Below are 25,993 nucleotides of genomic sequence, written 5' to 3'. Positions count from 1 at the left end.
ACACTCAAAAAGGCTGCAGGCATAGCCCGCCGAAAAATAGCCGGGAATTGTACCTGATCCACGGCGCAAGCGTCACGTTTGCAGGTCAGACGGCGCGTACAAAAACGCCCCGGTCTTGCGACCGGGGCGTTTTGAGTGACAAGCAATCTCGGGAATAACCCGCGATCAACCGGCCCGGCGCAACAACCAGACCCCGGCCAGGGCACAGACACCGGCCGGTACCAGCACCGCAAACAGCGGCGAGAAACCGAATACCAGGCTCGAAGGCCCGAGCAAATCCTGAACGATGCGGAAGGTGAAGCCCACCAACACACCGGTAAAGACCCGCTGACCGAGGGTCACCGAACGCAGCGGGCCGAAGATGAAGGAAATCGCCATCAGCACCAATGCGGCGGTCACCAGCGGCTGCAACACCTTGACCCAAAATGCCAGCCAGTAACGACCATTGCTCAAGCCCTGGTCAGCCAGGTAGTGGATGTAACTCCACAGACCGGTGATCGAGAGAGATTCAGGCGCCATCACCACAGTGCTCAGCAGTTGCGGGCTCAGGGCTACTTCCCAACGCTCCACCGGAGTCGTCACCACTTCGGTGTTCTTTTCATGGAACAACGTGGTCGTGACATCGCTCAGTTGCCAGTGATCCGTATCGAATTCCGCGCGCTTGGCGAAGCTCGAAGACAACATGTGGCGTTGATCGTCGAAGCGATAACGGGTCACGCCGTACAGCAGGCCATTGGGTTGCACAGAGTTGACGTGAATGAACTCGTCACCCTGACGGTGCCACAGACCGTGCTTGGCGCTTTGCGCGTCGCCACTGCCCTGGGCCAGCGAGCGGTTGGCCTGAGCGGTGACTTCCGTGGCCGGCGCGACGTATTCGCCAATCACCAGCCCCACCGCCATCAGAAGCAGCATCGGCTTCATGACAGCCCAGACGATCCGCCCGAGCGATACGCCCGCAGCGCGCATGATGGTCAATTCGCTGTGGCTGGCCAGACTGCCGAGGCCGATCAGGCAACCGATCAGCGCAGCCATCGGCAGCATGTCGTACAGACGGCGCGGAGCGGTCAGCAGCACGTAGCTCAGGACATCCGCCAGCGTGTAGGTATCGCTTACGTCGCCCATCTCATCGATGAAGGCAAACAACGTTGCCAGACCCAGAATGATCCCCAATACCGCCAGGATCGCCATGAACACGCTGCTACCAATGTAGCGATCGAGCTTATCCACGGGCCACCTCCAGCGCACTGCGGCGACTCGCCATCTTCAAGCGCAATGGCTCCCAGTACAGCAAGCCCAGGCCGATGGCCAGGAAGATTGCATGCACCCACCACAAGCCCAATGCCGGCGCAATCTTGCCCTTTTCGAGGGCGCCGCGAGCGGCAATCAGGATGGTCAGGTAAGCCATATAAAGAAGAATCGCCGGCAGCAGCTTGAGGAAACGGCCCTGGCGCGGATTGACCCGCGACAGCGGCACCGCCATCAGGGTCACGATGAAGACCAGCAGCGGCAGAGACAGACGCCATTGCAGTTCGGTACGCGAACGGATGTCGTCACTGCCCAGCAGGGAACGAGTGGTCATCGCATCGCGATCGGTGACTTCGTCGCTGACGTCCGGCTTGGGCAGCAATACGCCGTACTCCTCGTATTTGATGGCACGGTAGTCGGCCTGACCCGGATTACCGTCGTAGCGGTAGCCGTTATCGAGGATCAGATAACGGTTGCCGTCGGGGCGAATTTCCTGACGGCCTTTCTCGGCCACCAGTACGGAAATCCCGCGATCCTTTTTGTCGGAGTTTATATTTTTCTGCGAAATGAATACGCCGCTCAGATTGATGCGGTCATCCGACAATTGCTCGGTGTAGGTCACCCGAGTACCGTCGCGCAGGGCCTGAAAGCGGCCGGGCTCAAGGGTATCGAACTCAGTCAGTGCGTCCTGTTTGTTCAGCAGCAACTGGAACTGGTTGGCACCTTGTGGCGCCAGGCTCAGGCTCAGCCATGCCACCATCAGCGCAACCAGCGTGGCCGGAAACAAGGTGATGCGAAACAGTCGCTGTTGGCTCATGCCAGTGGCGGACAGCACGGTCATTTCGCTGTCGAGGTACAAGCGACCGTAGGCCAGCAAAATCCCGAGAAACAGCCCCAAAGGCAGGATCAACTGCAGGAACCCCGGCAGACGGAAGCCCATGATCAGGAACAGTGAACCCGGATCCAGCTGGCCGGAAGCCGCCTGGGCGAGGTATTTAATGAAGCGTCCGCTCATGATGATGACCAGCAGCACGGCGCTGACGGCACTCAAGGTCAACAGGACTTCGCGGGATAGGTAACGGAAGACAATCAAACCAGACACTCCAGGGTTGTCAGGCTAAGCGGCCAAACAAACAAACGTATCAGCGGCCCGCAGGGCAGAGCCGCCGAAAAAGATGCGCATTATCCTGTGATTGGGTCCGCCTGTCACTGCGCATGCTCAAGCAGGCGCGTGAACCGCTGAAGTTCGTGCAGCCGAGGGTTGTCAGGCGCAGGCAGCGAGGTTCAAACTGCGGCCTTTGTCGCTGGCACTGCACCGGCGTATTTCTACTTATATAAGCAAGCCTCTGCGCATCGCGCACTTGGACCATTAATTCAGGGACCCGGACATGGAACTGGTTGTAAAAAGCGTTAGCCCGGAAACGTTGAAGACTGCCACGCTGGTGGTTGCCGTCGGCGAAGGCCGCAAGCTCGGCACCGTTGCCAAACAACTCGACGAACTGAGCGGTGGCGCCATCAGCGCCGTACTCAAGCGCGGCGATCTGGCCGGCAAAGTCGGCCAGAGCCTGTTGCTGCACAGCCTGCCCAACCTCAAGGCCGAGCGCGTGTTGCTGGTGGGCGTGGGCAAGGATGAAGAGCTGGGCGATCGCCCGTTCCGCAAATTCATCGCCGGCATCCTCAACACCCTTAAAGGCCTGGGCGGCAGCGATGCAGTACTGGCCCTGGACGAAGTCGTGGTCAAAGGCCGCGACAGCTATGGCAAGACCCGCCTGCTGGCAGAAACCCTGGTAGATGGCGAATACACCTTCGACCAGTTCAAGAGCCAGAAAGCCGACCCGCTCTCCCTGAAGAAAGTCACCCTGGTGACCATCAAGGCCGCACAGGCTGAAGTCGAACGCGCCGTGGCCCACGCCACTGCGATCGCCAATGGCATGGCCTTCACCCGTAACCTGGGCAACCTGCCGCCAAACATCTGCCACCCGACGTTCCTGGGCGAGCAAGCCAAGAATCTGGGCAAAGAATTCAAGAGCCTGAAAGTCGAAGTCCTCGATGAGAAGAAGATCAAGGACCTGGGCATGGGCTCGTTCTACGCCGTTGGCCAGGGCAGCGCCCAGCCGCCGCGTCTGATCGTCATGCAATACAACGGCGGCAAGAAATCCGAGAAGCCATACGCACTGGTCGGCAAGGGCATCACCTTCGACACCGGCGGCATCAGCCTGAAACCGGGCGCCGGCATGGACGAAATGAAGTACGACATGGGCGGCGCCGCAAGCGTGTTCGGCACCCTGCGTGCCGTGCTTGAGCTGAAACTGCCAATTAACCTGGTGTGCATCCTGGCCTGCGCCGAGAACATGCCGAGCGGCAACGCTTCGCGCCCGGGCGACATCGTCACCACCATGAGCGGCCAGACCGTGGAAATCCTCAACACCGACGCCGAAGGCCGTCTGGTGCTGTGCGATGCCCTGACCTACTCCGAACGCTTCAAGCCACAAGCGGTGATCGACATTGCCACCCTGACCGGCGCTTGTGTCGTCGCACTGGGTTCCCACACGTCGGGCCTGCTGGGCAACAACGACGAGCTGATCGGCCAACTGCTGAGCGCCGGCAAATCCGCCGACGACCGCGCCTGGCAACTGCCGCTGTTCGATGAATATCAAGAGCAGCTGGACAGCCCGTTCGCCGACATCGCCAACATTGGCGGCCCGAAAGCCGGCGCCATCACCGCCGCCTGCTTCCTGTCGCGCTTCACCAAGAACCTGAACTGGGCGCACCTGGACATCGCCGGCACAGCCTGGACCAGCGGCGGCAAGGACAAGGGCGCCACTGGCCGTCCGGTTCCCCTGCTGACCCAATACCTGCTGGACCGCGCCAAAGCCTGAAACCGATGACCTTGGGCGGCGTCACTTTCGGGTGGCGCCGCTCAGGGCTCAGGAACCGCAATGACCAAAGTCGACTTCTATATCCTGCCCAGCGCCGATCCTTCGGCACGGCTGGATTTCGCCTGCAAGCTCACCGAAAAAGCCTGGCGCATGGGCCATCGCATTTACCTGCACTGCAGCGATGCCGCCCAGCGTGATGACCTCGATGCACGTTTGTGGGCCTTCAAGGGCGAAAGCTTCGTGCCCCACGGTCCCGCTGAAAGCGAGCCGGAGGGTTTGATTGTCCTGGGTCTTGGCGATGACTGCGGTCAACATCAGGATCTGCTAGTCAATCTGGACCTGAAAGTCCCGGTATTTGCCAAACAGTTCGCCCGCGTGGCGGAAGTGGTGGTGGAAGATCCGACGATTCGTTCGGCTGCGCGGGAGAGTTTCCGTTTCTACCGCGAACAGGGCTATCCTCTGCAAGATCACCGTTTACAGCGACTCTGAGCATTCCGATGGACACTCCAAAACCGCAGCAAAATTCCGCGCATCTACTGGATGACCTCGAGTCGATCCGCCAACTGCTCGGCGATGACAACCTGCAACCGCCGTTGCTGACCGACACGGTCATTGAAGGTGATCAGGAACAGATCCCCATGCTGTTCGACACCGTCGGCAATGCGCCGCAACCGGTCGAAACGACACCACCAGCCGCGCAACCGTCGGCTGCCGCCAGCAAAGGCCCCGACGCCCTGCTGCACCTGGACAGCGAACTGCGCGCCGCCGCGCTATTGATCATGCAAGACGTGATCGACGACTTCGCCCCGCACATCGAAACCGAAATCAAACGCCGTCTTGATGCGCGGATGGAACGGTTGCTCAGCCAGTACGAATAAACACCACCATTCCAATGTAGGAGCTGCCGCAGGCTGCGATCTTTTGACTTTGATCTTCAGTGTTCTTGAAGACGCCAAAAGATCGCAGCCTGCGGCAGCTCCTACAGGGTTAGCCCCCCGCCCCACAAATTGCCTCCACATTTGATTCGCGTTGTTATTGATCTGCGCCCTGTCTGCACCTGCTCGCCCTACGCCCCACGCCCCGCTATACTTGCCGGCTTTTCCTGAATAAATGCCAATAGGGTCCCGCCGCGCATGGATAAGACCTACCAGCCGCACGCCATTGAAACTTCCTGGTACAACACCTGGGAGTCTGAGAATTACTTCGCCCCGCAAGGCGCGGGCGAGTCCTACACCATCATGATTCCGCCGCCGAACGTCACCGGCAGCCTGCACATGGGTCACGGCTTCAACAACGCGATCATGGACGCCCTGATCCGTTTCCGCCGCATGCAGGGTCGCAACACCCTGTGGCAGCCGGGTACCGACCACGCCGGTATCGCCACGCAAATGCTGGTGGAACGCCAACTCGAAGCCCAAGGCCAGAATCGCCACGATCTGGGCCGCGAAAAATTCCTCGAGAAAGTATGGGAATGGAAGGATCAGTCCGGCGGCAACATCAGCCGTCAGATCCGCCGTCTCGGCTCGTCCGTGGACTGGAGCCGTGAGCGCTTCACCATGGACGACGGCCTCTCGGAAGCGGTTAAAGAAGCGTTCGTGCGCCTGCACGAAGACGGCCTGATCTACCGCGGCAAGCGTCTGGTCAACTGGGACACCAAGCTGCACACGGCGATTTCCGACCTCGAAGTGGAAAACCACGACGAAAAAGGTTTCCTGTGGAACCTGAAATACCCGTTGGCCGACGGCGCCAAAACCGCTGAAGGCAACGATTACCTGATCGTCGCGACCACGCGTCCGGAAACCATGCTCGGCGACGCCGCCGTGGCGGTTAACCCGAACGACGAACGCTACAAAGCTCTGATCGGCAAATTTGTCGAGCTGCCGCTGGTTGGCCGCCGCATCCCGATCATCGCCGACGATTACTGCGATCCTGAATTCGGCACCGGTTGCGTGAAAATCACCCCGGCCCACGATTTCAACGACTACGAAGTCGGCAAGCGCCACAACCTGCCGCTGCTGAACATCTTCGACAAAAACGCCCACGTGCTGCCGGCTTGTCAGGTGTTCAACCTCGACGGCACGCTTAACGAAAGCATCGACGGCAAGATCCCGGCCGAATACGCCGGCCTCGACCGCTTCGAAGCGCGCAAGCAGATCGTGGCAGCGTTCGAAGCCGCCGGCCTGCTGGTCAGCGTCGACGATCACGCCCTGAAAGTGCCGAAAGGCGACCGCTCCGGGACCATCATCGAGCCGTGGCTGACCGACCAGTGGTACGTCTCCACCAAGCCATTGGCTGAGCCGGCCATCGCTGCGGTTGAAGACGGCCGCATTCAGTTCGTGCCAAAACAATACGAAAACATGTACTTCTCGTGGATGCGCGACATCCAGGATTGGTGCATCAGCCGTCAGCTGTGGTGGGGCCATCGGATTCCGGCCTGGTACGACGAGTCGGGCAAAGTCTACGTCGGTCGCGACGAAGCCGAAGTGCGTGCCAAGAACAACCTCGGCCCGGACGTTGCACTGCAACAGGACAACGACGTTCTCGACACCTGGTTCAGTTCGGGCCTGTGGACTTTCTCCACGCTCGGCTGGCCGGAGCAGACCGAATTCCTGAAGAAATTCCACTCCACCGACGTGCTGGTGACCGGTTTCGACATCATTTTCTTCTGGGTTGCCCGGATGATCATGCTCACCATGCACTTGGTGAAAAACGAAGATGGCACGCCGCAGGTTCCGTTCAAGACCGTTTATGTGCACGGTCTGGTGCGTGATGGCCAGGGCCAGAAGATGTCCAAGTCCAAGGGCAACGTCCTGGACCCGCTGGACATCATCGACGGCATCGAGCTGGAAGAGCTAGTGCAGAAACGCACCTCCGGCATGATGCAGCCGAAACTGGCGAAGAAGATCGAGAAGCAGACCCGCGACGAGTTCGCCGACGGCATCGCCAGCTACGGCACCGACGCCCTGCGTTTCACGTTCTGCTCGTTGGCGTCGACCGGTCGTGACATCAAGTTCGACATGGGCCGCGTCGAAGGCTATCGCAACTTCTGCAACAAGATCTGGAACGCTGCGCGCTACGTGCTGGACAAAGGCGAAGACTGCGGTCAGAACGGCGAAGCCTACGAGCTGTCCCTGGCGGATCGCTGGATCATTTCGCAGCTGCAACGCACCGAAGCCGAAGTGACTCGTCAGCTCGATCAGTTCCGTTTCGACTTGGCCGCACAAGCCTTGTACGAGTTCATCTGGAACCAGTATTGCGACTGGTACCTGGAACTGTCCAAGCCTGTGCTGTGGGATGAAAATGCACCGGTCGAACGTCAGCGCGGCACCCGTCGCACGCTGGTTCGAGTGCTGGAAGTCGCGTTGCGTCTGGCGCACCCGTTCATGCCGTTCATCACCGAAGAAATCTGGCAGCGCGTCGCGCCGCTGGCCGGTATCGAAGGCAAGACGATCATGCTGCAACCTTGGCCAGTGGCCAATGAAGCACGCATCGATCAGGGCGCCGAAGACGACATCGAATGGCTCAAGGGCCTGATGCTCGGCACGCGCAACATCCGTGGCGAAATGAACATCGGTCCGGGCAAGCCGCTGAACCTGTTCCTGAAAAACGTCAGCGCCGAAGATCAGCGCCGTCTCACCGAGAACGAAGCGCTGCTGAAGAAGCTGGCGCGTCTGGAGTCGATCACCGTTCTGAAGGCCGGCGAAGAAGCACCGCTGTCCGCCACCGCACTGGTCGGCGAGATGGAAGTGCTGGTGCCAATGGCCGGCCTGATCGACAAGGACGCCGAACTGGCTCGTCTGGACAAGGAAATCCTGCGTCTGCAGGGTGAAGTTCAGCGAGTCGGCGGCAAGCTGTCCAACGCCGGTTTCGTTGACAAGGCTCCGGCCGAAGTCATCGAGAAGGAACGTGCCAAACTGGCTGAAGCTGAACAGGCTTTGGGCAAGCTGGCCGAGCAACATGCGCGGATTGCCAGTTTGTAACGGCAAGTCGCAATGAAAAAGGGAGGCCAGAAGGCCTCCCTTTTTCATGCCCGCCTGTTTCGCTTTGTAGGAGCGAGGCTTGCCCGCGAAGAACGATGACGCGGTCTATCTGTTGCACCGCGTTATCGTTCTTCGCGGGCAAGCCTCGCTCCTACGGGATCCCCCGCGCAGTCATTGTCTGTGGGACAATACCCGCCACTTTTAGCCATACCCGAATCGACAACGCCCATGAACGCCCCCCGCACACCAAGACCTGCGCGCAAGAAGCCTGACTCCGCTACCCCGGCCAAAGCCGTGGAACCCCGCGAGAAGGCCAGCCTGCATCCGCGCAATCGCCATCAGGGTCGTTATGACTTCCCGGCGCTGATCAAAACCACGCCGGAACTGGCGAAGTTCGTGATCATCAACCCGTATGGCAAGGAAAGCATCGACTTCGCCAGCCCGGACGCGGTTCGGGTGTTCAACCGGGCGCTGCTCAAGTCGTTCTACGGCATTGCCCATTGGGACATCCCGGCCGATTACCTGTGCCCACCGGTGCCGGGCCGCGCTGACTACGTGCACTTCCTGGCCGACCTGCTGGCCAGCGTCAACGATGGCGAGATTCCTCGCGGTGCGCCGGTCAAGGTGCTCGATATCGGCATGGGCGCCAACTGCGTCTATCCGTTGATCGGCTACAGCGACTACCGCTGGCACTTCCTTGGCTCGGAAATCGACCCGACGGCCGTGGCCGCCGCCAAAGCCATCGTGCAGTCCAACGGGCTGAACAAGGCCATCCAGCTGCGCCAGCAAAGCAATCCCAAGCACATTCTGCTGGGCCTGCTCGAGCCCGGCGAACGCTTTGACCTGACCATGTGCAACCCGCCGTTCCACGCCTCGATGGACGAGGCCACCAAGGGCAGCGAGCGTAAGTGGCGCGCCTTGGGCCGCGCCGACCCAAAACGCAAACTGCCGGTGCTGAACTTTGGCGGCCAGTCCGCCGAATTGTGGTGTGAAGGCGGCGAAGCACGGTTTGTGACACAACTGATCGCCGAGAGCGCGCACTTCCAACACAAAGTGCTTTGGTTCAGCACCCTGGTCTCGAAAGCCTCGAACCTGCCGGCGATCCAGACGGCGCTGAAAAAGGCCGGCGTATTGGAAAGCCAGGTCGTGGAAATGTCCCAAGGGCAGAAGCAAAGCCGCTTCGTCGCCTGGACGTTCCAGACTAAAAGCGAGCAGCAAGTCTGGCGCGAACGCTGGGCGCGTAAAAGCTGATTAGCTGACCGACGTAGATCAACTGTGGGAGCGGCGGTGCGACTTGCTCGCGAAGGCGGTGTGTCAGTCACCATTGAATTCGACTGACACACCGCCTTCGCGAGCAAGCCCGCTCCCACATTGGTCATAGGGTGTTTGCGGGTAAATCACAGACACAAAAAAACCGTGCCCGGATTGCTCCGGAGCACGGTTTTTTTATAACAAGTCTTACTTGTTAACAGCGTCGGTCAGGCCTTTGGCCACAACCAGCTTGATAACTTTCTTGGCAGCGATTTCGATGGCAGCGCCAGTCGAAGGGTTGCGGCCGGTACGGGCAGGACGCTCAGTCACTTTCAGCTTGCCGATACCTGGCAGGGTGATTTCGCCGCCGTTTTCCAGCTGATCAGCAACGATTTGGCCCAGTTGGTCCAGAGCGTTACGCGCGGTGGTTTTTGGCGCGTCGATAGCTTCAGCGATGTCGGCGATCAGTTGGTCTTTAGTAAGAGCCATGTAATGTTCCTTCCCTATCAAATTCATATGGATTGCAGAGTGCAGTGTCAGCCATCGAGCCCGATCTTCTGGATCTGGCACCCTCGGCCATAACCACGACGAGTCGGGGTTATAGATACCGAAATCAGGGTTTGGTTCGACCTGACAAATGCTGAATGCACGCTTAACGCAGTGACTTCGCGTAAGACCGGGCAAAACTAGCACAGAGACGGGGAAATATCCGCCTCTAGCTACCCATTTGGTCAGCTTTATTGCTCTAAATCGGCAAAAAACTGCATAAGGGCCGGCGGACAGCTGCAAATTGCCCTTGGCACCACGCCAAAACCAGTGGTTGCGGTACACTGAGCGCTTTTTCGGGGGAGCACGCCCTCCTCTCTTCAATCAGCCGAGAAGCCCATGCCGATCCGTCATTGCATCGTCCACCTGATCGACAAAAAACCCGACGGCACACCCGCAGTTCTTCATGCCCGCGATTCCGAACTGGCCGAGTCCAGCGCTATCGAGTACATGCTTGCCGATCTCAACGAGAGCTACAACGCCAAACAAGGCAAGGCCTGGGGTTTCTTCCATGCCGAGTCCGGGGCGCATCCGTTCAGCGGCTGGCTGAAGGAATACCTCGACGGCGGGAAGGACTTCACAGCCTTCAGCCGGGTGGCGGTGGAACATCTGCAAAAGCTGATGGAAGAGTCGAACCTCTCTGTGGGCGGCCACGTGCTGTTTGCTCATTACCAGCAGGGCATGACCGATTACCTCGCCATCGCCCTGCTGCACCACAGCGAAGGCGTGGCAGTGACCGATCAGCTGGACGTGACCCCTTCGCGACACCTGGACCTTGGCCAGTTGCACCTGGCAGCGCGAATCAACGTATCCGAGTGGCAGAACAACAAGCAGTCCAAGCAGTACATCTCGTTCATCAAAGGCAAGAACGGCAAAAAGGTTTCGGAGTACTTCCGTGACTTCATCGGCTGCCAGGAAGGCGTCGACGGCCCCGGCGAAACCCGTACCCTGCTCAAGGCCTTCAGTGACTTCGTCGAAAGCGAAGACCTGCCGGAAGAATCCGCGCGCGAAAAGACCAAGACCCTGGTGGATTACGCCAGCAGCCAAGCAAAAATGGGCGAGCCCATGGGCCTGGAAGAATTATCCGAACTGATCGACGAAGAGCGCCCTAAAGCCTTCTACGATCACATCCGCAACAAGGACTACGGCCTGTCGCCTGAGATCCCTGCGGATAAGCGCACCCTGAACCAGTTCCGCCGCTTCACCGGCCGCGCCGAGGGCTTGTCCATCAGCTTCGAAGCGCACCTGCTGGGTTCGAAGATCGAATATGACGAAGAAGCTGGTACGCTGATTATCAAAGGCCTGCCGACCCAATTGACCGACCAGCTCAAGCGACGCAACTGATGCTCGGCGGCGTATTGAAGAAATGCTTGCTGATCTTGCTGGTGGTCGTTGTTTACCAGAACTGGGGCAAGATCGAGCGGGTGTTTCACCCCTCGCAAGTGGTGTCTGAGCAGACCCAGGCCAAGGCCAACGTCGTGCTCTATGCCACCGATTGGTGCGGCTACTGCAAGCTGACCCGGCGCTTTCTCGACCAGAAGGGCATTGCGTACAAGGAATTCGATATCGAGAAAGATGCCCAGGCGCGTAAAGCCTACGAGGCGCTGGGCGGACGCGGAATTCCGCTGATCGATGTGAACGGGACGTTGATACGCGGGTATGACCCGGACAAGGTTCTTGCCGCTCTGAAGTAACCACCGTCCCTTGTGGGAGCTGGCTTGCCTGCGATGACGTCAGCCCAGCAACATTGATGTTGCCTGACACTCCGCTATCGCAGGCAAGCCAGCTCCCACAGGTTAGTGCATGACCAGAAAATGAGTGGTTAGCACCTACTGCACTTCGATGCGAAACCCGAACCGCGGAAAGTGCACATGCACAACGCCGGCCCGCTCGTCTTCGCGACGCAAAATCAATTCTTCGCTACCCGCAAACAGCAATTCACCCGCCACCGGATCAACCCCGTAATCGGTCGCAGCGATCACCACTTGCTGACCAACCTCAAACCCGTTTGGCTCCTCAAACTGCTCATCCGGCAACGCGGCCGGTGTGGCATTGCGGGCTATCTCCAGCGCTTCCTCGGACGTCATCTCGCTGAACGCGCCATGACCAAACCCCATCACACGACCAAACCACGCCAAAACACCCGGATAAGCATCCACCAACGGTGACGTCACGTGCGTCGCTTTTAGGAACCACAACGAGTGGGCCAGGGCAAAGTCGGCAATCGATGGCTCACCGAACAGGAAGTCCCCCTGCTCACGCTGAAGTTGCTGCTCCAGACGCGCCATGATCGTTGGCCATTGGTGCCGAGCCTGCTCGGCGGACAACCGTGTGGCGCTGCCACCGCTGAACAAGCCGGCGCGATCGGCCAGGAACCCCTTGATCGCTTCCGGCGACAACTTGCCAAAGCGCACCGCCACCGACGCCGGCTGGAACACCAGGCTGACCGCATGCTGGAACACCACCGAATCGACCCACGCCGCGAAGGTTGCGGTGATCATTTCCTGACCTTCCGGGAAGAACGCCGGCAAGGCTTTTTCCTGCTCCAGGCGACGAGCCATCAACGCGGTGTCGCAATAGATATCAGCGCCAATCTGCAATACCGGCGTCTTGCGATAGCCGCCGGTCAGCGCCGTCAGATCGGGTTTTGGCATCACTGGCGAGATGTTCACCGAGCGCCAGGACAGCCCCTTGAAGCCCAGCAGCAAACGAGCCTTTTCGGCGAAAGGGGACGTCGGGTAATGATGCAGAATCAACTCGGACATGCTCGGCTCCGGCGCTCGGATAAGGAGCTCGCAGCTTAACGCGCAATCCACAAGCAGCCTACCCATCTGCCTGATGGGCGCTTATCAGTCAGATTGATAAGCCCGCAACCGCGCTTGCCACCAGACACTCCTTGGCGCTTTTCTTGAGTTTTTTGATCAGCCGTTCCTGGCGCAGCGCTTCGCTTTTGTCGCGGCAGACTTCGGTGTAGACCAGTGCCACGGCCGGGCTGGACAGAAAGAAGCGTGCGCCTTTGCCACTTTGGTGGGTGGCGAAACGGCGGACGGGATCATCGCTGATCCCGCAGTAGAGCGAACCATTGGCCGCGCGAACGAGGTAGACGAACCAGGGTTTGCTGACGGGCAGCGGCGGTTCGGCGGCAATGACGGAAGATTCGCTCGAGGTGCTCACGTGACGATCAAGGCTTGTAGGAAACAAGCCGCGATCTTATCAGCGACTGGCCTGAAATGCCTTCAGCCCCTTCAAGGCCTGGGCACGAACGGCGTTTCTCACCACCGGCGTCCAGCCCAACAACAGCCCTTTGAAACCCAGCGCCTGACGCGACCAGCGCCACAGATCAAAGCTGTCGTGATGTTCGCAGATCTTGCCGTCGCGAAACACGAAACGCGCCTGGATGTCGTTGACCACGGTATTGCCGGTCTGGCTGAACAGGTAGGTCGCCACCCAATGGGCACCGCCCGTGCGCTCATCGCTGCGCACGTTATCGAAGGTCAGGGAGAAGTCCTTGGCCCGGGTGGTGAGCATGCGCCACATGTCGCCGGCATCACGCCCGCGCAGTTCGCCGAACGCCGGATCACTGAACACCACATCGTCGGTGTAGCAGGCGCTCATGGCCTCGGCATCCAACTGCTGGAAAGCTTGGTAGAACCGGGTGATCAAGACGTTGTGGGCATCACTCATGGACAGGCTCCGGAGAATAGGCAGATTGCCAGCACGATAATCTGCCAACGGACGAAACACCATCAGCATTCGCACTCCGAATACCGACAGTGTGTGCGAATCAGATTTTTTCGCTTTGAACCTGAACGTACAACGAACGCCCGGCTCCGAGCCCGGCGATGATCGCACCGAGGCCGATGACGCCGAAGATCCAGCCCAGGGCGCTCCAGCCGCCGGTCCAGTCATGCACCACGCCGACCGCGAACGGCCCCATGGACGCCAAGGTGTAACCGAAGCCTTGGGCCATGCTCGACAGGTTGGCCGCGACATGAGCATCCCGCGAACGCAGCACGATCAGGGTCAACGCCAGGCTGAACGTGGCGCCCTGCCCCAACCCCAGCAGGATCGCCCAACCCCACAAGCCATCGATCGGCGCATAAAGGCAACCGAACAAACCGCCGAGGGTCATTGCCATGACGATCACGATCGCCAGCCGTTGGTCCTTGCCACGCGTCGCCAACCAGGGTGCTGCCAGGGAGCTGATCAACTGGACAATCACCGAACCCGACAACACCAGACCAGCCTGGGTTGGTGTCAGACCGCGGCCGATCAGAATCGACGGTAGCCAGCCAAACACGATGTAGGCCAAAGACGATTGCAGACCCATGTACAAGGTCACTTGCCAGGCCAGCGGATCACGCAACAGCCCTCGGACCCGATAGGCAACATGATGCGCGCCGTGCTTCTGGCCAACTTGCGGCAGCCAGAAAATCGCCGCGACCAACGCTGGAAGCACCCAGAAACCGAGGCCCAAGGCCCAGCTTTTGTCGAAATGTTCGCTCAACGGCACGGTCGCCCCAGCCGCCATGGCCGCGCCCAGGCACAGGGCCATGGTGTAGACGCCGGTCATGGTGCCGGCCTGTTTCGGGAAGTCGCGTTTGACAATGCCGGGCAGCAGGACACCGATCACCCCGATGCTGGCGCCGGCCAGCACGCTGCCAGCGAACAGGCCGATCTCGCCGAACGAACTGCGCAAAATGATCCCGCCGGCCAGCATCAGAAGAATCCCCAACACCACTCGCTCGGCCCCAAAACGTCGCGCCAGCACCGGCGCCAAGGGCGCGAACAGACCGAGGCAAAGTACCGGCAAGGTCGTCAGCAACCCGGCCTGGGCAGCCGATAACCCCAGCGTCTTCGAGATCTCGCTGAGCATCGGCGCCATGCTCGATAACGCCGGACGCAGATTCAGCGCCACCAGAATCAGGCCGAGCAACAACAGCCAGGGCCGCTGAAGGATCGGATGAGTTTGCTGAACCTGCTCGTCATCGGCCTCGGCGTCGATCAACAGCTCTTCGAGCTCCGCCGTGCGCTTGAGCTCAGTGATGCTGCTGTTGCTGGCTTGCTGGGTGGACATGGGGTTCTCGGTTTCAAGGTTCATTGATCAGCTGCCTCGACAAGGCTTTGGCCCGTTCCGGGTCGCGTTGCTCGACGGCATCGAGCAGTTCGACATGAAGGTCGAACACCGCTTGGCGTCGGGGAGAGATGTTCAGGGTCTGGCGCAAGTGCGCGCCGACGATGCTGGAGAAGTAGCGATACAGCTCGCTGAGGGTCGGGTTGTGCGCCGCATCCACCAGCCGACGGTGAAACACCAGATCGCAAGCAATGTAGGTGTCGAGATCGCCGTGGTAGTGACTGCCGCTGACGCCTAGCGCTTCGCGCAATGCCACCAGGTCTTCATCGGTGCGGCGTAACGCTGCGAGGCCGATGGCTTCGACTTCCAGTATGTGCCGGGTTTCCCGAGCCTGTTCCTGAGTGCAACGGGACAGCGCCTTCATGGTGTCCAGTGGATCGATCACCGCCCGCAGATAACTGCCGTCGCCCTGGCGAATCTCGATCAACCCGGAAAACGCCAACACGCGCATGGCTTCGCGCACGGTATTGCGGCTGATGCCCAGCTCAGTTGCCAGTTCCGGCTCGGTGGGCAAGCGCTGGCCGACCGTCCAGACGCCTTGATTGATGCGCAGGCGTAACTGGTCCAGAGCCTGATCGACCAGGGATCGTTTAATTAATGGAGAAATGTCTGACATGGAGTTCGCCCTTTCATCCAATCATAGGATGAATTTTCTGACATGTTAGTCAGCTTCGTGTAGGACGGCAACCGCCTACGGTCAGAGAGAAGGAATGGAGCGGGATTTTCGATTGGTCAAAATTACCCTTTAAGGGTAATTTCTAGAACAGGTTCAAGGTTTCTTATGGAGAAGCACACACCCCATTACAACCTGGTGGTGATCAAGGAGGATGTCAGGCGGCTCGGGAAAAACGCGTTTACCAAGACGGCACGGAAAAACGGCAGAGACCTGGGCTTTAGCATCAGGGAAATGCAAGAAGTCATTTTCGAATTGCACAGCAAGATGTTGTACAAATCGATGACTACCTATGGCGATCATCGGATTTGGCAAGACGTGTACCACATCACTTCGCACGATCTGGAGATTTACATCAAGGTCACTTATTGCTCAGGCAGTGAACCTCCGGTGATCTCCTTCAAGGAGAAAAACCCATGAATACAAAACAATGCTTCAGCTGCGGCGCGCGAGAGGGAATGAGGCACTTCGAAGGTCGCGGCGAAACCATGAGCGTCAAGGGTATGGAGCGCCGGGTCGATGATTTATCCGGATGGGAGTGCCAAGGATGCGGAGAAGTCATACTCGACCCCGGTTGCTCGGAGCGCTATTCCGATGCGTGCGACGAGCTGGTCATCGCCGGAAGACAAATGATCGGCAACGAAATGAAGCGCATCCGCCGCAAGCTGCATCTATCGCAAAAAGAAGCGGTGCTGCTGTTATCCGGTGGTGGACACAACGCGTTTTCCCGTTACGAGCGCGGCGAATTACTCCCGCCCAAGGCGCTGATGGTGCTGATGCGCTTGCTTGATCGCTATCCGCACTTGCTCGCGGATGCGAGAACCCTGGGTGAAGGGGCGGACTTGAGGGGTTTCAAGGATACGGTGCACAAGGAACATGAAACGCTCACCGTGTCCTGAGCTCCAGAATACAAAAAACAAACCCGGCGCGAGGCCGGGTTTGTTTTTGCGAGTCAGTCTGGCATCAATGCAAAATCTGGCTCAGGAACAGCTTCGTACGCTCATTCTGCGGATTGTCGAAGAAGTCATTCGGCGCCGCCTGTTCAACGATTTCACCCTTGTCCATGAAGATCACGCGGTTGGCCACGGTACGGGCGAAGCCCATTTCGTGGGTCACGCAGAGCATGGTCATGCCGTCTTCGGCCAGGCCGATCATGGTGTCCAGAACCTCTTTCACCATCTCTGGGTCGAGTGCCGAAGTCGGTTCGTCGAAGAGCATGATTTTCGGTTTCATGCACAGGGCACGGGCAATCGCCACACGCTGTTGCTGACCGCCGGATAGTTGCCCCGGGTATTTATGCGCCTGCTCCGGAATGCGTACGCGCTCCAGGTAATGCATGGCGATTTCTTCGGCCTTGCGCTTGGGCATCTTGCGTACCCACATCGGCGCCAGAGTGCAGTTCTGCAGGATGGTCAGGTGCGGGAACAGGTTGAAGTGCTGGAACACCATGCCGACTTCGCGGCGGACCGATTCGATCTGCTTGAGGTCGTTGGTCAGTTCCACGCCATCGACCACGATGCGGCCCTGCTGGTGTTCTTCCAGACGATTGAGGCAACGGATGGTGGTGGATTTGCCGGAACCCGATGGGCCGCACAAAACGATACGCTCGCCTTGCTTGACGTTCAGGTTGATGTCTTTCAACACGTGGAACTGGCCGTACCACTTGTTCACGCCCTGCATCTGAATAATGCCTTCAGGGCTCACAGGCTGTTTGATCGCTTCACTCATAAACTACGCTCCTAACGCTTGTGGCCAGTGTCCAGCTTACGTTCCAAATGCATGGAGTAGCGGGACATACCAAAACAGAAAATCCAGAACACCAAGGCCGCGAACACATAGCCTTCAGTGGCCATGCCCAGCCATTTCGGGTCGGCGGCGGCTTGCTTGACGCTGTTGAGCAAGTCGAACAGGCCGATGATGATCACCAGGCTCGTGTCCTTGAACAGCGCAATGAAGGTGTTGACGATGCCAGGGATCACCAGCTTCAGGGCTTGCGGCAGAATCACCAGGCCCATGCTGCGCCAGTAACCGAGGCCCATCGCTGCAGTCGCTTCGTACTGACCTTTGGGGATCGCTTGCAGACCGCCACGCACCACTTCAGCGATGTAGGCCGACTGGAACAGGATCACGCCGATCAGCGCCCGCAGCAGTTTGTCGAAGTTCATGCCTTCGGGCAGGAACAACGGCAACATCACCGAAGACATGAACAGCACCGTGATCAACGGCACGCCGCGCCAGAATTCGATGAAGGTCACGCAGACCACGCGAATCGCCGGCATGTTCGAACGCCGGCCCAGGGCCAGAACGATACCCAGAGGCAATGCGCCGACGATACCGACGGTAGCGATCACCAGGGTCAGCATCAGGCCGCCCCACTGGCTGGTCGGCACTTCGGTCAGACCAAACCAGCCACCGTGCAACAAGGTGTAGGAAATGATCGGATAGAGCACCAAAAAGCTCAGGCCGTAGATTGCCTTGTGTGGAACGCGTGCGACGAACAGCGGCGCCACGCCAATCACCGCCAGCCACACGGTCAGATCCACGCGCCAGCGCAAGTCCACCGGGTAGTAGCCATACATGAACTGGCCAAAGCGCTGCTGGATGAACACCCAGCAGGCGCCCTCCTTGGTGCAGTCGGCGCGGGTGGTACCGACCCAGTTGGCATCGAGAATCGCCCAGCTCACGATAGGCGGAACTATCAGGTAAATCAGATAGAACGCGAACAACGTCAGCAGGGTGTTGATCCAGCTGGAGAACATGTGCGCCCGCATCCACGCCACGATACCGATGCTACTGCTCGGTGGTGGCATGTCGGGTTTGAAAGTATGAGTCGTCATGCGCTTTTCCTTACCGCTCGATCAGCGCAATGCGCTTGTTGTACCAGTTCATCAGCAAGGAAATGCTGATACTGATCGCCAGGTACACGCTCATGGTGATGGCAATGACTTCGATCGCCTGCCCGGTCTGGTTCAGCACCGTACCGGCAAACAACGACACCATCTCCGGATAACCGATACCGGCCGCCAGCGAGGAGTTTTTCGCCAGGTTCAGGTATTGGCTGGTCAGCGGTGGAATGATCACGCGCAGGGCTTGCGGGATGATCACCTTGCGCAGGGTCGGACCGTTGCGCAGCCCCAACGAGTGAGCCGCTTCGGTCTGGCCGTGGCTAACCGACTTGATGCCCGAACGCACGATTTCGGCGATAAACGCCGCGGTGTACACCGTCAAGGCCAGGGTCAGCGCCAGCAGTTCCGGGATCAGAACCCAGCCACCGACGAAATTGAAGCCCTTGAGCTCCGGCATTTCCCAGTGCAATGGCGCGCCGAAGATCAATGCGCACAGCGCAGGGATCACCAGGAACAGCGCCAGGCCTACCCAGAATTTGTGGAACGGTACGCCGGTCGCTTCGAAACGCTTGTTGGCCCAGCGGCACATCAGCACGATCGCGACGATGGCCACGACCACACTCACCACAAACGGCCAGAAACCATCCGCCGCCAACGCTGCGGGCATGTTCAGGCCGCGGCTGCTGACAAAGAAGGTGTCGCCGAAGTTATGGCTGTTGCGCGGCCCTGGCATGGTCAGGAACACAGCAAAGTACCAGAACAGGATTTGCAGCAGCGGCGGAATGTTACGGAAGACCTCTACATACACCGTCGCCAGCTTGGCAATGATCCAGTTCTTCGACAGCCGTGACACACCGACGATGAAACCCAGGATCGTCGCCAGGATCACACCGATAAAGGTGACCAGCAGGGTGTTGAGCAGGCCGATGACAAACACCCGGGCATAGCTGTCCGATTCGGTGTAGTCGATCAGGTGCTGAGCGATGCCGAAACCGGCACTGCGCTCAAGAAAGTCGAAACCCGAGGTAATGCCCCGGTGCTGGAGGTTGGTTTGCGTGTTGTCGAACAGAAACCAGCCCAGCGAGACCACCGCCACAATGGTGATGATCTGGAATACCCACGCACGCACTCGTGGATCGCTGAGGCTGAGCCTCTGCTTTGGTGCGCCGATTGAATTTTGCATGAAGTGCCCCGGAAATAATGGAACAGAACATCACCCGGCGGTTGGCCCGCCGGGTGATAGAACCATCAGCGCACTGGTGGTGCGTATTGAATGCCGCCAGCGTTCCACAGAGCGTTCAGCCCGCGGTCGATTTCCAGCGGAGTTTTCTTGCCGAGGTTCTTCTCGAACACTTCGCCGTAGTTACCGACTTGCTTGATGATCTGGACGACCCAGTCTTTCTTCACTTTCAAGTCTTTGCCGTACTCACCGTCAGAGCCCAGCAGACGAGCGACGTCCGGGTTCTTGGTGGCTTTGGCTTCGGCTTCGACGTTCGCCGAAGTGATGCCTGCTTCTTCAGCATTGAGCATGGCGTAACCAGTCCAACGCACGACAGCCAGCCACTCGTCGTCGCCATTACGTACGACCGGACCCAGCGGTTCTTTGGAGATGGTTTCCGGTAGAACCACGTAGTCCTTCGGAGAGGCCAGCTTGCTGCGCTGGGCGAACAACTGGGACTTGTCGGAGGTCAGCACGTCGCAACGACCGGATTCAAGCGACTTGGCGCTTTCGTCGGAGGTGTCGAAGGTGATCGGGGTGTATTTCAGACCGTTGCCGCGGAAGTAGTCGGAAACGTTCAGTTCAGTGGTAGTACCGGCCTGGATGCAGATGGTCGCGCCATCCAGCTCTTTGGCGCTCTTGACGCCCAACTTGTTGTTCACCAGGAAGCCGATGCCGTCGTAGTAGGTGATGAAGCCTGGGAATTTCAGGCCCATACCTGCGTCACGGGAGCTGGTCATGGTGGTGTTGCGCGACAAGATGTCGATTTCACCGGACTGCAGCGCGGTGAAGCGCTCTTTGGCGTTCAACTGGCTGAATTTGACCTTGGTCGCATCACCGAAAACGGCAGCGGCCACAGCACGGCAGAAATCAGCGTCGATACCGACGATCTTGCCAGTGGAGTCCGGAACCGAGAAACCCGGCAAACCGTCACTTACACCGCACTGTACGAAACCTTTCTTCTGTACTGCATCCAGGGTTGCACCCGCCTGAGCGAACCCACTGACACCGAGCACTGCGGCTGCAGTCACGACGGCCAGGGTGGATTTCAACATCTTCATTCAAACCTCCAGTTTTGCTCTTGTTGTGTCGGAGCTTGAGCCCTGTCGCACCCTTTTGAGGCGTTGCTGACCCTTGTTGGCTTTTTTTAGGGTCAACCGACGTAAGGACCATCGCCATGAGTCTAGTAGGAGAAAATCCACATCATGGATAACTCCCTTCTCACCAATCGGCCGAACGGGCTGTAGCCCTTTCACGTTCGCGAAGCCCGTAGCGGCCACTGGCGAACATCCATCACCGGATTCTTTGCTATCCCACGACCAGCCGTACACTGATAGTGTTACCGCCAGGCATGAGATTGGTTGCACAGCTTTCCCCATAGCAAACCCCGTACCAGACCGCTCGCTAAAGCGATTAAGCGACAGGTCAATAGCAAAACTTTCAGCCTTGCGACATCTTCTTAACTGATCAACCAGACGCGCACTCAGAGCTCGCACTTAAATGAGAACGCACGCACACATATGGAGCACCCATGACCGAGCCCTTGATTCTGCAACCCGTAAAGCCCGCAGATGCCTGCGTTATCTGGCTGCACGGGCTGGGCGCCGACCGCTACGACTTCCTGCCGGTGGCTGAAGCGCTGCAGGAAATCCTGTTGACCACTCGCTTCGTCCTGCCCCAGGCACCGACTCGCGCCGTGACTATTAACGGTGGCTACGAAATGCCGAGCTGGTACGACATATTGGCCATGAGCCCGGCGCGCGCGATCAGCCGAGAGCAGCTGGAAGCGTCCGCGCAACGGGTCTTTGATTTGATCGAAGAGCAGAAGGCCAGCGGAATAGACGCCTCGCGCATCTTTCTCGCCGGTTTTTCCCAAGGCGGCGCCGTGGTGTTGCACACGGCCTTTTTGAAATGGCAGGGACCGCTGGGTGGCGTACTAGCGCTCTCTACTTATGCGCCGACATTCAGCGATGAACTGGAGCTTTCCGCCAGCCAGCAACGCATTCCGGTGCTGTCATTGCACGGCCAGTACGATGACGTGGTTCAAAACTCCATGGGCCGGACCGCCTACGAGTATTTAAAGCAACATGGTGTCACCGTGACATGGCAGGAATACCCAATGGGCCACGAAGTGTTACCCGAAGAAATCCGCGACATTGGCGTCTGGCTCGCCGAGCGTTTGCGTTAAAAGCTACCCATTGATCCATCCCACTACGCCGCGCCTGATTCTTGCATTACACTGGCCGGCGTATATTCCTTAACCAATTGATGAGATGACCGTGCTCAAAGCACTCAAGAAAATGTTCGGTAAAAGCGAGACTGAGCAGCTCGCGCCAGTCTCCAGCGCTCCTTCTCATACTCCCAGCCACCGCACCGACGGTAATCAGCCTGGCCGGACCGCAACCGTAGCGGCACCGAAACACGAGCCGGTGACCACACCGACCGCCCCCGCAGCCCCGGCCATCGCCTCTGAGCAGCCGCGCAGCGAAACCCCGAAACCGCCAAAACCGCGTCGCGAACCAAAGCCAAAAGCGCCGGTTATTCCCTGGAAACTCGAAGACTTCGTCGTCGAACCCCAGGAAGGCAAAACCCGCTTCCACGATTTCAAACTCGCCCCCGAACTGATGCACGCCATTCAGGACCTGGGCTTTCCGTATTGCACGCCGATCCAGGCGCAGGTGCTTGGCTTCACCCTCGCGGGCAAAGACGCCATCGGTCGCGCCCAGACCGGCACCGGCAAAACCGCCGCCTTCCTGATTTCGATCATCACTCAGCTGCTGCAAACCCCGCCGCCCAAAGAGCGCTACATGGGTGAACCGCGGGCACTGATCATCGCCCCGACCCGGGAACTGGTGGTGCAGATCGCCAAGGACGCAGCCGACCTGACCAAGTACACCGGCCTCAACGTCATGACATTTGTCGGCGGCATGGACTTCGACAAGCAACTCAAGCACCTCGAAGCCCGTCACTGCGACATTCTCGTCGCGACACCGGGCCGCTTGCTCGATTTCAACCAGCGCGGCGATGTGCACCTGGACATGGTCGAAGTCATGGTGCTGGACGAAGCCGACCGGATGCTCGACATGGGTTTCATCCCACAAGTGCGTCAGATCATTCGCCAGACTCCGCCGAAGAACGAGCGTCAGACGCTGCTGTTCTCCGCGACCTTCACCGAAGACGTGATGAACCTCGCCAAGCAATGGACCACCGACCCGTCGATCGTCGAGATCGAAGCGCAGAACGTGGCCAGCGAAAACGTTGAGCAACACATCTACGCGGTGGCCGGTGCCGACAAATACAAACTGCTCTACAACCTGGTCAACGATAACGGCTGGGAACGGGTGATGGTCTTCGCCAACCGCAAGGATGAAGTGCGGCGCATCGAAGAACGCCTGGTACGCGATGGCGTCAACGCGGCGCAACTGTCTGGCGATGTGCCGCAGCACAAGCGCATCAAGACCCTGGAAGGTTTCCGCGAAGGCAAGATCCGCGTGCTGGTGGCCACCGATGTTGCCGGTCGCGGCATTCACATCGACGGCATCAGCCACGTGATCAACTTCACCCTGCCGGAAGTCCCGGACGACTATGTGCACCGCATCGGTCGTACCGGTCGTGCCGGCGCGGATGGCGTGTCCATCAGCTTTGCCGGTGAAGACGACTCCTACCAGCTACCGTCCATCGAGGCGTTGCTGGGTCGCAAGATCAGTTGTGAAACGCCACCGACGCATCTGCTGCGGGCGGTTGAGCGCAAGCGCCCGTAACTCGGGCTTACAGAAAGAGGCGCAGCCGGAAACGGACTGCGCTTTTTTTTCGTCCGGCTTTTTTCAAAGGAGCTTGCTCGAGACAACTAAAAGTCCATAATGGACAAATTAGTTTACTTTCAGCGCCCGGAGCCGACCATGCCCAGCACGCCTTACGTGATCACCCAACCTCAAGCCCGCGAACTGCTGGCACACGTTGACGTGCCGCAGATCCTGCGCAAGCTGTTCCGCGACCTGGCCGCCGGGCATGCCGTGCAGCCGGCGCAACAGCTGGTGGAATTCCCGCAGGGTGCCGGGGACTTCATCAACTACCTGGGTGTGCTGGCCGAAGACGGGGTATATGGCGTCAAGACGTCGCCTTACATCGTGCGCGAGCAAGGCCCGTTGGTGACCGCCTGGACGCTGCTGATGTCGATGCAGACCGGCCAGCCGCTGCTGCTCTGCGATGCCGGTGAACTGACCACCGCACGCACCGCCGCGACGACGGCGGTGGCGGTTGATGCGCTCGCGCCGCTGAAGGCCCAGCGTCTGACGATCATCGGCAGCGGCAAGGTAGCCCAAGCGCACCTGCACTACGTCAAGGGCCTGCGAGACTGGCAAAGCATCAGCCTCTACTCGCCGAGCCTGAGCGACAAGAATCCCGAAGCGCTGGCACAGCTCAAAAGCCTTGATCCACGACTGGCCCTCGCCGACAGTTGCGAAGCTGCGATTCAGGACGCCGACGTGATCATGCTCTGCACCTCGTCCGCCGGACCGGTAATCGACCCGTCGATTTTGAGCAAACCGGCGCTGATCACTTCCATCAGCACCAACGCCCCACGCGCCCATGAAGTGCCACCGCAGAGCCTCAATGACATGCAGGTGTTCTGTGACTATCGTCAGACCACTCCGGGCTCGGCCGGTGAAATGCTGATCGCCGGCGAGCAGCATGGCTGGGACAAGCGTTCGATTGTCGGCGACCTGCCCGACTTGCTCAGCGAAAAAGTCCAGCGCCCTGAATACGACCGCTCGGTGTTCTTCCGCTCCATCGGCCTGGGCCTGGAAGACATCGCCCTGGCCAATGCCCTTTACCGCCTACAGCGCTAACACCACAAACCCCTGTAGGAGCTGCCGAAGGCTGCGATCTTTTGATCTTGCCTTTAAAAAGCAAAGTCAAAAGATCGCAGCCTCGTTTCACTCGGCAGCTCCTACAGAGGATCTCTAACAATTTCGGCATTTGCGCCCCCCACAGGAGACGTTCATGAGCCAGGCAGATTTCATCATCATCGGCGGCGGAATTGCCGGCGCTTCCACCGGTTTCTGGCTGTCGCAGCACGGGCGGGTGATTGTGCTCGAACGCGAATCCCATCCGGCCTATCACTCCACCGGACGCTCGGCGGCGCTGTTCACCGCCGCCTACGGCACACCGCAGGTTCGGGCATTGACCCAGGCCAGCCGCGACTTCTTCGACGCGCCGCCGCCCGGTTTCTGCGAACACCCATTGCTGACCCCCCGCGGCGAGATGACCGTCGACTTCACCGGCGATCCGGCCGAATTGAACAATCAATACCTGAGCGCCAAAGCCACGGTGCCGGAAATGCAATTGCTCAGCGCCAGCGAAGCCTGTGCGCGCCTGCCGATCCTGCGTCCGGAAAAAGTCCATGGCGCGATCTACGACCCGACCGCCAGCGACATCGATACCGACGCTCTGCACCAGGGCTATCTGCGCGGTATCCGGCGCAATAAAGGCGAGGTCCATACCGATAGCGAAGTGCTGAGTCTGAGCCGTGATGCCGCTGGGTTGTGGCAGGTTCAAACCAACACTCAGACCTTCAGCGCCCCGATCATCATCAATGCCGCCGGTGCCTGGGCCGACAAGATTGGCGAACTGGCCGGCGCTAAACCGCTGGGTTTGCAACCCAAGCGCCGGGCAGCCTTTATCTTTGCCGGCCCCGAGGGCCTGGATATCCATGACTGGCCAATGCTGGTCAGCCTTGATGAGTCGTTCTACATGAAGCCCGACGCCGGCATGTTCCTCGGTTCACCGGCCAACGCCGACCCGGTAGAACCGCACGACGTGCAGCCCGAAGAGCTGGACATCGCCATGGGTATTTACCAGATCGAAGAAGCCACCACCCTGACCATCCGCCGCCCGACCCGCACCTGGGCCGGCCTGCGCAGTTTCGTGCGTGACGGGGATTTGCTGTCCGGCTTCGATCAGCAGGTGCCGGGGTTGTTCTGGGTCGCGGCGCAAGGCGGCTACGGCATCCAGACGTCACCGGCCATGGGCCAGGCCAGCGCTGCACTGGTACGCGGTGAAGCCTTGCCCGAGCAACTCACCCGTTTCGGCCTGGACGCCGAGATGCTCTCCCCCGCCCGCCTGGGCTGATCCTGATCCTCCCCTCAGGTGACGTGTCCACACGATTGCGGCAAACTTCCAGCGCCCCCTTTTTAACGGGGCGCTGACGCTGCCTGGAGTT

At 59.4% G+C, this 25,993-nt stretch carries 25 protein-coding genes; 13 read left to right on the top strand and 12 right to left on the bottom strand.

Features of this window, described 5'->3' with window-relative positions; translation table 11 throughout:
- Positions 1 to 165 precede the first annotated feature (165 nt).
- Together lptG and lptF are read right to left on the bottom strand one after the other, a co-directional pair.
- The gene (lptG, locus tag TU81_RS12670) at positions 166 to 1,227 is read right to left on the bottom strand and encodes an LPS export ABC transporter permease LptG (protein WP_038981672.1); all 1,062 of its coding nucleotides are present in this window, start codon (positions 1,225 to 1,227) and stop codon (positions 166 to 168) included.
- The gene (lptF, locus tag TU81_RS12665; protein WP_038981671.1) at positions 1,220 to 2,338 is read right to left on the bottom strand and encodes an LPS export ABC transporter permease LptF; all 1,119 of its coding nucleotides are present in this window, start codon (positions 2,336 to 2,338) and stop codon (positions 1,220 to 1,222) included. Before lptF ends, lptG begins: the two co-directional genes overlap by 8 nt.
- A gap of 295 nt (positions 2,339 to 2,633) precedes the next feature.
- Here lptF and TU81_RS12660 point away from each other — a divergent pair, with 295 nt between their 5' ends.
- From TU81_RS12660 to rlmF, 5 genes are all read left to right on the top strand, one after another.
- A complete protein-coding gene (locus tag TU81_RS12660) occupies positions 2,634 to 4,124 on the top strand; it encodes a leucyl aminopeptidase (RefSeq protein WP_048395433.1) in 1,491 nt (496 codons plus the stop codon).
- A 60-nt stretch (positions 4,125 to 4,184) separates the two neighbouring features.
- Positions 4,185 to 4,613: a DNA polymerase III subunit chi gene (locus TU81_RS12655; RefSeq protein ID WP_008072051.1), complete on the top strand. Its 429-nt coding sequence runs from the start codon at positions 4,185 to 4,187 to the stop codon at positions 4,611 to 4,613.
- A gap of 8 nt (positions 4,614 to 4,621) precedes the next feature.
- Entirely contained in the window at positions 4,622 to 5,002 is a 381-nt protein-coding gene (locus TU81_RS12650) for a hypothetical protein (RefSeq protein WP_048395432.1), read from the top strand.
- 255 nt (positions 5,003 to 5,257) lie between these two features.
- A complete protein-coding gene (locus tag TU81_RS12645; protein ID WP_048395430.1) occupies positions 5,258 to 8,104 on the top strand; it encodes a valine--tRNA ligase in 2,847 nt (948 codons plus the stop codon).
- Positions 8,105 to 8,332: 228 nt separating this feature from the next.
- On the top strand, positions 8,333 to 9,355 hold the full coding sequence (rlmF, locus tag TU81_RS12640) for a 23S rRNA (adenine(1618)-N(6))-methyltransferase RlmF (RefSeq protein ID WP_007905515.1): 1,023 nt from the start codon (positions 8,333 to 8,335) through the stop codon (positions 9,353 to 9,355).
- Positions 9,356 to 9,562: 207 nt separating this feature from the next.
- Here rlmF and TU81_RS12635 read toward each other — a convergent pair whose 3' ends face one another.
- Entirely contained in the window at positions 9,563 to 9,844 is a 282-nt protein-coding gene (locus TU81_RS12635; RefSeq protein ID WP_007905514.1) for an HU family DNA-binding protein, read from the bottom strand.
- A gap of 396 nt (positions 9,845 to 10,240) precedes the next feature.
- Here TU81_RS12635 and yejK point away from each other — a divergent pair, with 396 nt between their 5' ends.
- Both yejK and TU81_RS12625 read left to right on the top strand, forming a co-directional pair.
- Positions 10,241 to 11,245, top strand: coding sequence for a nucleoid-associated protein YejK (gene yejK, locus TU81_RS12630; RefSeq protein WP_038981666.1), 1,005 nt, complete (start codon positions 10,241 to 10,243; stop codon positions 11,243 to 11,245).
- Positions 11,245 to 11,595: a glutaredoxin family protein gene (locus TU81_RS12625; RefSeq protein WP_038981665.1), complete on the top strand. Its 351-nt coding sequence runs from the start codon at positions 11,245 to 11,247 to the stop codon at positions 11,593 to 11,595. The genes yejK and TU81_RS12625 overlap by 1 nt, the downstream gene beginning before the upstream one ends.
- A 135-nt stretch (positions 11,596 to 11,730) precedes the next feature.
- On the opposite strand, the gene TU81_RS12620 is transcribed toward TU81_RS12625, so the two are convergent.
- The 5 genes from TU81_RS12620 to TU81_RS12600 all read right to left on the bottom strand — a co-directional run bounded on the left by TU81_RS12620 (position 11,731) and on the right by TU81_RS12600 (position 15,651).
- A complete protein-coding gene (locus TU81_RS12620) occupies positions 11,731 to 12,666 on the bottom strand; it encodes a glutathione S-transferase family protein (protein WP_038981664.1) in 936 nt (311 codons plus the stop codon).
- 88 nt (positions 12,667 to 12,754) lie between these two features.
- The gene (locus TU81_RS12615; protein ID WP_048395428.1) at positions 12,755 to 13,075 is read right to left on the bottom strand and encodes a GIY-YIG nuclease family protein; all 321 of its coding nucleotides are present in this window, start codon (positions 13,073 to 13,075) and stop codon (positions 12,755 to 12,757) included.
- Positions 13,076 to 13,114: 39 nt separating this feature from the next.
- Entirely contained in the window at positions 13,115 to 13,585 is a 471-nt protein-coding gene (locus TU81_RS12610; protein WP_048395911.1) for a nuclear transport factor 2 family protein, read from the bottom strand.
- 100 nt (positions 13,586 to 13,685) lie between these two features.
- The gene (locus TU81_RS12605; RefSeq protein WP_048395425.1) at positions 13,686 to 15,002 is read right to left on the bottom strand and encodes a CynX/NimT family MFS transporter; all 1,317 of its coding nucleotides are present in this window, start codon (positions 15,000 to 15,002) and stop codon (positions 13,686 to 13,688) included.
- The gene (locus tag TU81_RS12600) at positions 14,992 to 15,651 is read right to left on the bottom strand and encodes a FadR/GntR family transcriptional regulator (protein WP_038981661.1); all 660 of its coding nucleotides are present in this window, start codon (positions 15,649 to 15,651) and stop codon (positions 14,992 to 14,994) included. The genes TU81_RS12605 and TU81_RS12600 overlap by 11 nt, the downstream gene beginning before the upstream one ends.
- A 165-nt stretch (positions 15,652 to 15,816) precedes the next feature.
- On the opposite strand from TU81_RS12600, the gene TU81_RS12595 reads away from it, so the two are divergent.
- Positions 15,817 to 16,128, top strand: a complete 312-nt coding sequence (locus TU81_RS12595; protein WP_048395423.1) for a type II toxin-antitoxin system MqsR family toxin — start codon at positions 15,817 to 15,819, stop codon at positions 16,126 to 16,128.
- A complete protein-coding gene (locus TU81_RS12590; RefSeq protein ID WP_048395421.1) occupies positions 16,125 to 16,607 on the top strand; it encodes a type II toxin-antitoxin system MqsA family antitoxin in 483 nt (160 codons plus the stop codon). The genes TU81_RS12595 and TU81_RS12590 overlap by 4 nt, the downstream gene beginning before the upstream one ends.
- Positions 16,608 to 16,671: 64 nt before the next feature.
- Here the strand turns inward: TU81_RS12590 and TU81_RS12585 are convergent, their stop codons facing one another.
- The 4 genes from TU81_RS12585 to TU81_RS12570 all read right to left on the bottom strand — a co-directional run bounded on the left by TU81_RS12585 (position 16,672) and on the right by TU81_RS12570 (position 20,834).
- Positions 16,672 to 17,436, bottom strand: coding sequence for an amino acid ABC transporter ATP-binding protein (locus tag TU81_RS12585; protein WP_038981658.1), 765 nt, complete (start codon positions 17,434 to 17,436; stop codon positions 16,672 to 16,674).
- An 11-nt stretch (positions 17,437 to 17,447) separates the two neighbouring features.
- A complete protein-coding gene (locus tag TU81_RS12580) occupies positions 17,448 to 18,545 on the bottom strand; it encodes an amino acid ABC transporter permease (protein ID WP_048395419.1) in 1,098 nt (365 codons plus the stop codon).
- A 10-nt stretch (positions 18,546 to 18,555) separates the two neighbouring features.
- Complete coding sequence (locus tag TU81_RS12575) at positions 18,556 to 19,737, bottom strand: amino acid ABC transporter permease (RefSeq protein ID WP_038981656.1); 1,182 nt, start codon at positions 19,735 to 19,737, stop codon at positions 18,556 to 18,558.
- A gap of 65 nt (positions 19,738 to 19,802) precedes the next feature.
- Positions 19,803 to 20,834, bottom strand: a complete 1,032-nt coding sequence (locus TU81_RS12570) for an amino acid ABC transporter substrate-binding protein (RefSeq protein WP_038981655.1) — start codon at positions 20,832 to 20,834, stop codon at positions 19,803 to 19,805.
- A gap of 470 nt (positions 20,835 to 21,304) precedes the next feature.
- Here TU81_RS12570 and TU81_RS12565 point away from each other — a divergent pair, with 470 nt between their 5' ends.
- The 4 genes from TU81_RS12565 (at position 21,305) to TU81_RS12550 (ending at position 25,902) form a co-directional block, all read left to right on the top strand.
- The gene (locus TU81_RS12565) at positions 21,305 to 21,961 is read left to right on the top strand and encodes an alpha/beta hydrolase (RefSeq protein ID WP_038981654.1); all 657 of its coding nucleotides are present in this window, start codon (positions 21,305 to 21,307) and stop codon (positions 21,959 to 21,961) included.
- A gap of 85 nt (positions 21,962 to 22,046) precedes the next feature.
- On the top strand, positions 22,047 to 23,534 hold the full coding sequence (rhlB, locus tag TU81_RS12560) for an ATP-dependent RNA helicase RhlB (protein WP_038981653.1): 1,488 nt from the start codon (positions 22,047 to 22,049) through the stop codon (positions 23,532 to 23,534).
- Between the two features lie 138 nt (positions 23,535 to 23,672).
- A complete protein-coding gene (locus TU81_RS12555) occupies positions 23,673 to 24,620 on the top strand; it encodes an ornithine cyclodeaminase family protein (protein WP_173667517.1) in 948 nt (315 codons plus the stop codon).
- A 154-nt stretch (positions 24,621 to 24,774) separates the two neighbouring features.
- The gene (locus TU81_RS12550; protein ID WP_038981651.1) at positions 24,775 to 25,902 is read left to right on the top strand and encodes an NAD(P)/FAD-dependent oxidoreductase; all 1,128 of its coding nucleotides are present in this window, start codon (positions 24,775 to 24,777) and stop codon (positions 25,900 to 25,902) included.
- Positions 25,903 to 25,993: the final 91 nt, after the last annotated feature.

Source organism: Pseudomonas lini (genome assembly GCF_001042905.1).
GTDB lineage: Bacteria > Pseudomonadota > Gammaproteobacteria > Pseudomonadales > Pseudomonadaceae > Aquipseudomonas > Aquipseudomonas lini.
The sequence above is the reverse complement of the archived record's forward strand: the minus strand, read 5'-3'. Positions and strand labels throughout refer to the sequence as shown.